Origin of the sequence: Methylorubrum zatmanii (assembly GCF_014845115.1) — a bacterium.
In the GTDB taxonomy this organism is placed as follows: Bacteria; Pseudomonadota; Alphaproteobacteria; order Rhizobiales; family Beijerinckiaceae; genus Methylobacterium; species Methylobacterium zatmanii.
Map to the genome: position 1 here is coordinate 1 of NZ_NKUI01000299.1, position 6,460 is coordinate 6,460.

The 6,460-nt window shown below is 69.5% G+C and carries 5 protein-coding genes and 1 pseudogene; all 6 read left to right on the forward strand.

The window, feature by feature from the left end:
• Positions 1-229 (forward strand): annotated as a pseudogene (locus MZTS_RS23835) (acyl-CoA dehydrogenase family protein); the annotation flags it as partial.
• A gap of 84 nt (positions 230-313) precedes the next feature.
• Complete coding sequence (locus MZTS_RS23840; protein ID WP_192285746.1) at positions 314-1,222, forward strand: protein-L-isoaspartate O-methyltransferase family protein; 909 nt, start codon at positions 314-316, stop codon at positions 1,220-1,222.
• 191 nt (positions 1,223-1,413) lie between these two features.
• The gene (locus MZTS_RS23845) at positions 1,414-1,719 is read left to right on the forward strand and encodes a hypothetical protein (protein WP_192285748.1); all 306 of its coding nucleotides are present in this window, start codon (positions 1,414-1,416) and stop codon (positions 1,717-1,719) included.
• Between the two features lie 84 nt (positions 1,720-1,803).
• Positions 1,804-2,103 (forward strand): hypothetical protein, encoded by a 300-nt coding sequence (locus tag MZTS_RS23850; RefSeq protein WP_192285750.1) that lies wholly within the window; start codon positions 1,804-1,806, stop codon positions 2,101-2,103.
• Positions 2,104-2,177: 74 nt separating this feature from the next.
• Positions 2,178-3,935 carry a gamma-glutamyltransferase gene (ggt, locus tag MZTS_RS23855; RefSeq protein ID WP_192285752.1) on the forward strand — a complete coding sequence of 586 codons (1,758 nt, stop codon included), beginning with the start codon at positions 2,178-2,180 and terminating at the stop codon, positions 3,933-3,935.
• A gap of 459 nt (positions 3,936-4,394) precedes the next feature.
• The gene (locus tag MZTS_RS23860; protein ID WP_192285754.1) at positions 4,395-6,422 is read left to right on the forward strand and encodes a pilus assembly protein TadG-related protein; all 2,028 of its coding nucleotides are present in this window, start codon (positions 4,395-4,397) and stop codon (positions 6,420-6,422) included.
• Positions 6,423-6,460: the final 38 nt, after the last annotated feature.

Consider the following 6,460-nt stretch of genomic DNA (forward strand, 5'->3'; position numbering starts at 1 on the left):
CGTGCTGACCGGCCTCGTCCTCGACGCGGGCACGATCCTGTTCGATGCGCTGGGCGCCTCGGCCACGAGCCGCCGACACGCCCTCGACCGGCACTGGCGCAACGCCCGGACGATCTCCTCGCACAACCCGCGCATCTTCAAGGACCGCGTCGTCGGCGATTACGCCGTCAACGGCACGCAGCCGCCGTTCCAATGGAAGATCGGCCAGGTCGGCAGCACCGCGATCTGACCCGGCGCAGCGTCCCGCGATCCGCCCTTGGCGGATCGGCGGGGCACGGCCTACGATGGCGCCGCCGGGGCTTCGACGGGACGGATGGCGCCTGATTCGCTTTTCGATGACCGAGGACTCGCCACCGTTCGGCGGGCCTATGCCGTCCAGATGCTGGCGCTTGCCGGCATCGGCGACGATCCCGCCTTGGAGGACGCCTTCGCGACGGTGCCGCGGGAGGCGTTTCTCGGTCCCCCGCCCTGGCAGATCGCGCGTCCGGGCGGCTACGTCCCGCTGCCGAAGGCCGATCCGGCTCTCGCCTATCAGGATGTGCTGTTCGCCCTCGCACCGGGGCGCGGGGTCAACAACGGCAGCCCGAGCCTGCACGCGCTCTGGCTGCACCGGGCCGGCTGCGCGCCGGGCAGCCGGGTCGTGCATCTCGGCGCCGGCACCGGCTATTACACGGCCCTGATCGCTCATCTCGTCGGCGCGACGGGGCAGGTCACGGCCGTCGAATGCGACGGCAGCCTCGCGGACCGCGCGCGGGCCAACCTGTCCCATCTGCCCAACGTCACCGTGATCGAGGGGGACGGGGCGCGGTGGCCGCAGGACGAGGCCGACTGCATCTACGTGAACTTCTCCGTCGAGCGGCCGGCCCCGGCTTGGCTCGACCGCCTCGGGATCGGCGGACGACTCGTCTTTCCCCTCGGCATTCCCGCACCGCAGCGGGGGTCCGGCGGCCGCCACGCCCTGCACGGGGCGGGCCTGTGCGTCCGGCGTCAGGGAGAGGGCGCCTTCTCCGTGCGATGGCTGGGCGGCGCCATCTTCGTCTGCGCCGAGGGCGGGACCGGCGACCTGATCGGGAGCGACGCGGAGCGCGAGGCCCTCAAGAACGCGTTCGAGCGCGGCGGCATCGAGTTCGTGCGCTCCCTGCGGTGGCGGCAGCGTCCCGACCCGACGCGCTCGTGGTTCACCGGCTCGGGCTGGTCGCTCTCCTACGACGAGGTGGAGTGATCCCGGCCACGCGTCGGAGCGTCCAGGCGGGGCATGCACCCCAACGCGTCACGCGGTGGACTTGAGAAAAATCCCAGTCAGATCAACGCCTTTTATTTCACATTGATCGAGGCGCCGGGGATGAGCGGCCGTTTTGTGAACGTTTTATGACATAGACGCGCGATCCTCGTGCGTGGAGGAGAGCATTCGCGATGAGGACCTTCCCCAGCCTCGCAGCCGGCCTCGTTCTCGGCACCCTCGGCGGCCTGCCGGCCTTCGCTCCCGCCCTGGCGCAGCCGGGCCTTCACGCCGGCGGTGCCATCGAGACCGTGGAGTGGCATCCCAGCACCCGCCACTGGGATCATCACTTCCACGCGCATCAGGACTCGCTGCGCGATCACCAGCCGACCGAGGCGGAGCGCAGGATCCATGGGCTGACCCGCCGCCTCGCTCCCTCTGCGGACGCTGCGGCCCCCTATTATCGGCTCGGCAAGCGGGCCGGGGGGCCGCGTGACTGACGTTCCGGGTCAGGGGCCCGTGCGAACGAACCTTTCGAGGTCCGGACGGTTGAGGAACACCGATTTCCGCGCACAGGACCTTTCATGCGGCTCACCACCTTCGCGCTGGCACTCAGCCTCCCGGCCATGACCGTGACGACCATGACCGTCGCGGCCCTGAGCGCCCAGGCGGCGGACGGGGAGGGCAGGGCGGTTCCCTCTCCGCCGAGCCCGAAGGCGTCGGCCACGGGTTCGCAGCCCGTTCCCGGTCCCGGCACCGCCGGCACGCCGAACAAGCCGGCGGTCGTCGGCGGCACGCCGGGCGCCGTGATCGGCGGCACGCCGACCAGCGGCCCGCCCGGAACCGGTGGCGCGGCGGGCGGCCCCGCCTTGACCGGGCGCTGAGCGGCGAGGCGGCCTCCGTTTCGTGAGGCGCTGCCGATCTGGATGGGCTGCCGGTTCGGGATAGATTCCAGGGCATGCGCCTCCATTCTCTCCCCGTCCGCGCCCTCGGGCTTCTCCTCGCCCTGTCGCAACCCGCCGGCGCGCAGACCGCCCCGGTGGTTCCGCCCGCGCCGGAACCGGCGCCGATCCAGTCGGACGAGGCCCGCCTCCTGCCGGTGCTGGCCACACGCGGCATGGTCTCCTCACAGGATGCGCTCGCCACCCGCGTCGGCGTCGAGATCCTGGGGAAGGGCGGCAACGCCGTCGATGCGGCGGTGGCGGTCGGCTTCGCCCTCGCCGTCACCTTGCCGCGCGCGGGCAATCTCGGCGGCGGAGGTTTCATGATGGTCCACCGCGCCGCCGCCCGGGAGACGGTCGCGATCGATTATCGCGAGACCGCGCCGGCGGCGGCCACGGCCGACATGTTCCTGAACCCGCAGGGCGAGCCGGATCGTGCCGCCTCGACCCGGACCGGGAAGGCGGTCGGCGTGCCGGGCACGGTGCGCGGCCTTGCCGAGGCGCATCGGCGCTACGGCTCCGGCAAGCTCACCCTCGCCGACCTGATCGCCCCAGCCGAAAAACTGGCCCGCGCGGGCATCCCGGTCGAGTCCGGCCTCGCCGATTCCCTGCCCCGCGCCTCCGGCCTGCTCGGGCAATGGCCGTCGAGCCGGGCGGTGTTCTTCGAGGGCGACCATGTTCTCCCACGTGGCGCGACCCTCACTCAGCGCGACCTCGCCGACACCCTGAGAACCATCGCCGAGCAGGGACCGGACGCCTTCTACCAGGGGCCGATCGCCGACAAGATCGCGGCGGCGGTGCGGGGTGCGGGCGGGATCATGACGGCGGCCGACCTCGCCGCCTACCGGCCGGAGATCCGCACGCCGGTGCGCGGCACCTATCGCGGCTACGAGATCGTCTCGATGCCGCCGCCGAGTTCGGGCGGGGTGCATCTCATCGAGATCCTCAACATTCTGGAGGGCTACGACCTCGCCGGCATGGGCGCGGGCAGCGCCCGGGCGCTCCACACCTTGGCCGAGGCGATGAAGCCGGCCTATGCCGACCGCGCCACCTGGCTCGGCGATCCGTCCCGCACCAAGGTTCCGGTGGCGGGTCTGACGGCTAAATCCTATGCCGCGACCCTTCGCGAGAAGATCGACCCGGAGCGGGCGAAATCCGCCGCCGAGGTCAAGGCCGGCGATCCGCTTCCTTACGAATCCGACCAGACCACCCATTTCTCGGTGGTGGACGCGGAGGGCAACGCGGTCTCCAACACCTACACCCTGAACTTCTCCTACGGGATCGGGCTGGTCGCCGAGGGCACCGGCGTGCTGCTCAACAACGAGATGGACGATTTCTCCGCCAAGTCCGGCGCGCGCAACGCCTACGGTCTCGTCGGCGGCGAGGCCAATGCGGTGGCACCCAGCGCCCGCCCGCTCTCCTCGATGACGCCGACCTTCGTGTTCCGGGACGGCAAGCTGTTCCTCGTCACCGGCAGCCCCGGGGGCAGCCGCATCATCACGACGACGCTTCAGGTCATCGTCAACGTGCTCGATTTCCGCATGAACCTCGCGCAGGCCGTCGCCGCGCCGCGCATCCACCACCAATGGCAGCCCGACGTGCTGATGGCGGAAGAAGGGATCTCGCCCGATACCCTCGCCCTGCTGCGGGCCAAGGGCCACAATGTGAAAGTCGGCGCGACCTCGGGCTCGGCCAATTCGGTGATGGCGGAGGACGGGCTGCTTGCCGGCGCCTCCGACCCGCGCCAGCGGGGCACCCTGGCAGAGGGCCGGTGAGAACGGCCGGGAGCCGTCCGGCACGGGCTCTGGCCTCCCGGCAACCCACGCCCTTGCCGGCGAAGCGGATGGCGGGGGGGACGGCCCCCTCCGGCGGTGGTGATACCGGCCCGCACCGATGGACGGGTCATGCGCCGGATCGCGACGGAAACGGGCCCGAGCGCAACAGCCGGACGCTGTATCGATCCGCGAAACAACGCCTTTCACGAGAAATTGTCACGATTAACTTGATGTATGTTATGTTTTTTACATTTTCTTAAGATGCACACGCCATTTTAAAAAATCGGCACAGCTAGCCTGTCCGAATTGGCACAATACCCGAAATGCAATAATTTTACTGAATACACGCATGGCGCTCAGCCAGATAAGCAACATAGCAGCATCGCCTTCCTCGCCGCTCGAACCGGCCGATGCCCGTGGCGTATCCCGTTATCCGGTGGGCACGACGGAAGCGGGGCGATGAGGTTCCTGCCGGCGAAATCCCGGCCGGCGTCGGAGCAGGGCTTCCGCCGCTGTAGCGCCGGCAACGTCCCGATCCTGGCCGCCCTGATCCTCGCCCTGCTGTCCCTGACGACGGCCGCCAGCCTGGAGACCGCCAACCTCTACGTGGCCAAGCAGCAGAGCCAGAGGGTAGCCGACCTCGCCAATCTCGCGGCCGCCGCGACGCCCGACGCCATTGCGAACGGCGCGGCCAGTCCCGTCGCCGTCGCGACCGCCGCGAACATCGTTGCGCTCAACGGGATGTCGGGCGCCGAGACCGTCACCTCGGTCGTCGCGGCGCCGCAGACGGAGAGCGGCCAAGCCCTGGCGACCGTCGTCGCGCTCACCGTGCCGCGCCTGTTCAGGAATGCGGTCGGCGGCACGTCGAGCCGTGTCGACGGCCGCTCGGTGGCCGATCTCAGGAAGAGCCGGTCCGGAGCCTGCGTCGCCTCCCTCGGAGGCCCGATCAACATCTACGCCAATGCCCGCGTCACCGGGCCGACCTGCTCGCTCAGCGCGAAGACGTTTCTCTACATCTGCGGCAAGGCGGCGGTCACGGCACAGGCGGTGAGCGTCGGCTATTCCGCCTCCGCCGAGGCGCCGTATCTCTGCAGCACGGCCTCGTACACGCCCGACGCCTCGACCTTCACCTACAAGGCGAAGCCGGCCAATTCCCTCGCGACCCAGCCCGACATCGTCGCCATCCGGCAGCGTCTCGATGCCATGGCCAGGTGGCCCTACCGCACGACCTCGCCCTACGCCCTGATGAACCCGTCGGTGCCGAAAGGAACGGACCGCTCCTACGCCGTGGGCGAGAAGGCGAGCCTGCCGCAGGACAAGCCCTCCGGCGATCTCACCATCGACGGGGCCGACCTGACCTTCCCCGGAAGCGGGGCGGCCGACCCGACCTGCGCCAAGCCGACAACGATCTCCGGGAACATCCGCCTGAGCGGGATCAGCACCCTGACCTTCGGAAGCGGCTGCTACGCCATCGCCGGCTACGTGACCGGGCAGGCGGGCGCGCGCACGACCTTCGCGCAGGCGCCGGGCGCGCAGGTGACCTTCGTGTTCAAGCAGTACATCACCAACAATGGTGGCGCGATGACGTTTCCCGACGCCACCTATTCGGTGTGGGGAAGCGTCAGCAACCTGTCCACCGGCACCATGAGCTTCGGCAAGGGGCTGAAGGTCTTCGGCGCGGCAATCACCAATCAATCGGGCTCGCTGCAATTCCAGGACGGCTCGGTCCACCTCAACGGCGGCACCATCACCAACGGGAGCGGCCGCCTCTCCTTCGGCACCGGCGATTTCAATCTCTGGGGTGGCTCGATCAGCAATGCCGGCACCGGCACGATCACCTATGGCGACGGGCCTTTCCTGTTCTACGGCGGCACGATCCGAAACGAGAAGGGCACGCTGATCTTCGGCAAGGGCCCGTTCCAGTTCCAGGGCGGCTCGCTGACCCTGCTCGCCGGTTCGACGACACGCTTCGGTGTCGGCGATCTCAACTTCTACGGCGGCACGATCACGATGGCGGGGGACAGCACGACCTTCGGCTATGGCGGTTCGGCGACGACGGGCGCGGGCAGCGTCTTCCTCTACGGCGGCTCTCTGTCGTTGACGACCCGCAACCTGACCGCCGTCGGGGTGAGCTTCGCCTTCCTCGGCGGCACGGTCAGCCTCCTCGGCGTCGGGGACATCAACGCCACGGCCCCCACGGCGGCCAACCCGGCTTACGGCTACCGCAACATCCTGTTCGTCCTGTTCGGCGGCGCGTTCAATCTCTACCAGTCCGACAACCGGGTCGATACGATGTCGGGGCTGATCTACGCGGCGACGGGCAATTCGTCGATCTACGGCAACCAGACGGTCAACTATCCGCCGGGTGGATGCCTGCAGGTGGTTGCGGATGTCGTCGACATCTACAGCAACGCGCGTATCGCCGTCGCGCCCTGCCTCGGCGTCGCGGTGCCGGCGGAGAGCGCGAACCCGGTGCTGGTCGAATGAGACCGGCCGTGCCTCCTCGCCCCCTTGGCTCCCCTGGC